Here is a 2,138-nt window from a genome sequence, read left to right as displayed (position 1 = left end):
CTCCTACGATCCGCAGAACTTCGTCTGGCTTAATCTGCTGGCACTCGCTTACCTGTTCAATGGCCGAGCAAATGAGGCGCTTGCGGCGGGAATCAAGGCCCGGAAGGTTCGCCCTTCCTGGCGGCCCATCCACGAAACGCTTGCCTGCTGCTATGTTTCGCTTGGGCGCTTGCCGGAAGCCCGATCATGCGTCGAGCAGATGCGCGACATGGATACTCCGTCAGGCGACGCCTTGGCACCGCTGAGACTCCGCAGCCCTCACTGGGCTGAGGAGATAGCGCTTCTGCTAAAGGAAGCAGGGCGGTCAGTATAAAGGCTTTTTAAAGGGCCCTCTGGCGTCGTAAGCTCATGGGTTCAAAAGAAAAGTGGACTGTGTCGCCGTCGACGGTCAGGTCTACGTCAGGAGCGTTAGGCTCGGCGTTCCAGTCAGGGTTCAGGTGCCGGAAAGATAACTCGGTCGTGCAGCCATTATCGCATGGCGAAAGGACAACTTTCCATCCCATCTCGGCATTTGCGGCGGCCAGCTGATTGAGTTTGATCCTAGACCGGCTTGGCCGGATTGCGCATCGCCGAATAGGTGAGCAGCGTCGAGGCGAGATAGAGCAGCAGGAAGACGACATTGAGTGACAGCACCAGATCCGGCGTGTCCAGGATCGTGGTCAGCACATAGGTCAGCAGGACCGCCTTCAGCCCGGCAAGCAGGGCCAGGTTGATCGCCCGCACCAGTGTCTGGCCGCGCGCGAACAGGAGCTCGGCCTGGTATTCGACCAGATTGCGCAACCCAGGCACACAGATCGCCAGCGCCACCAGAGGGGCGGCCTCCGCGACATTCCTGCCGAGCGCGTTGGGGAAGAAATGCAGCACGATGGCAAGCGCCGCCAGCGCCAGCGTCGAGACCAGGAACACGCCGCCTTCTATGCCGCTCTTGACCGTCAGGCGCGACAGGAGTTCCGGCGCCCGCATCATGCGCTGCACGAGCATCATCGAAAAGGTGCGGATCGGGATCGCCGTCAGGTCGACCAGCCGCATGATGATCGAATAAATACCGGCCAGGTGCGGCCCGCCGATCGCCAGCACCAGGAGCTTGTCGAATTCCATCTGCAGGTAGAACAGCACCTCTGCGCCGGCCACGTAGATGGAATCGGCGAGCCGCCTGATATAGAGCGCCAGCCGCAGCCGCAGCCTCTGGCGCGGATAGAAAAATCCGAAGGCGAGCAGCAGCGAGGCGGCGTTGGCGGCGATATAATACCAGGACCAGACACCTATGGTCGGCTGCGGCGCGAACATGAACAGCACGGCGCCGAGCGCCCGCAAGGCCGTCGCCAGGATCGTCAGCAGGGCGGCGCGGCCGAACTTGCCGAGCCCATTGTTGACGATCAGCGCGACCTCGACCGGCCGCCACAACAGCGCCTCGGCAAACACGACCGCCGCAAAGACGGATAGCGGCACGGCGCTGGCAAAGAAGACCAGGTAGACGCCGTAAGAGGCGGCAGCCAGCAACGGCAGCGATATCACGCCAAGCAGCAGGAAGCCGGCCGTGAAGGTGCCGATCAGATTGGGGCGGATGGTAGCAGTTCGGTAAAGCGCCGAGATGAAACCGAAGGCCAGCATGCGTGACAGCATCACGCCGGCCGCCGAAGCGGTGGCGAACATGCCGAACTCGGCGATGGACAGCGTGTTGGCCAGCGCGATGAAATAGGTCAGCGAAAACACCAGCCGCCCGCCCGCGCCGCTGATCGCCGAAAGATAGTCGCGAACCAGCCCCCGTCGCTCGGCAACGAAAGCGCCGATCCGGGCGAGGGGCCACCTTTGCGGGATATCACCAGCCTGAGTCATGTGTCGGAGACAGCATAGGCTGGAAAGTTTAACGCGCGGTTCGGAACGCTTTCGTTGCGTTCAAGAAAGACACAACCGAAGAGGGAAACCTCGTCTTCAAGGCAGGGAAATTAACCTTTTGTTTCCTATGCTTATTTAGCGTGGCTTAACGAATGGCTGACCGCGCGCGTCCAAGCCGCCAAGGGCAAGCTCCACGATAATGGTCGACAGGCAAAACCGTGAAGATTGGAGGCGCGAGCGGTCCTTGCTGGCGCTCGGCCGGGCGATGCGCGGCGAAGAAGAAGCTGAACCATCGCTGGTTT

1 protein-coding gene and 1 pseudogene are annotated in these 2,138 nt (G+C 61.5%); one reads left to right on the top strand and one right to left on the bottom strand.

The features are described from left to right. Positions 1 to 313, top strand: a pseudogene (locus EOA85_RS38330) (transcriptional regulator); the annotation flags it as partial. 227 nt (positions 314 to 540) lie between these two features. Here the strand turns inward: EOA85_RS38330 and EOA85_RS33490 are convergent. Next, positions 541 to 1,836 (bottom strand): lipopolysaccharide biosynthesis protein, encoded by a 1,296-nt coding sequence (locus EOA85_RS33490; protein ID WP_127212563.1) that lies wholly within the window; start codon positions 1,834 to 1,836, stop codon positions 541 to 543. Positions 1,837 to 2,138 lie beyond the last annotated feature (302 nt).

Source organism: Mesorhizobium sp. M5C.F.Ca.IN.020.29.1.1 (assembly GCF_003997375.1).
GTDB lineage: Bacteria > Pseudomonadota > Alphaproteobacteria > Rhizobiales > Rhizobiaceae > Mesorhizobium > Mesorhizobium wenxiniae.
The sequence above is the reverse complement of the archived record's forward strand: the minus strand, read 5'-3'. Positions and strand labels throughout refer to the sequence as shown.

Coding starts and splice junctions, on each gene's coding strand:
- EOA85_RS33490 (WP_127212563.1), bottom strand. CDS start 1,836: ATGACTCAGGCTGGTGATATCCCGCAAAGGTGGCCCCTCGCCCGGATC.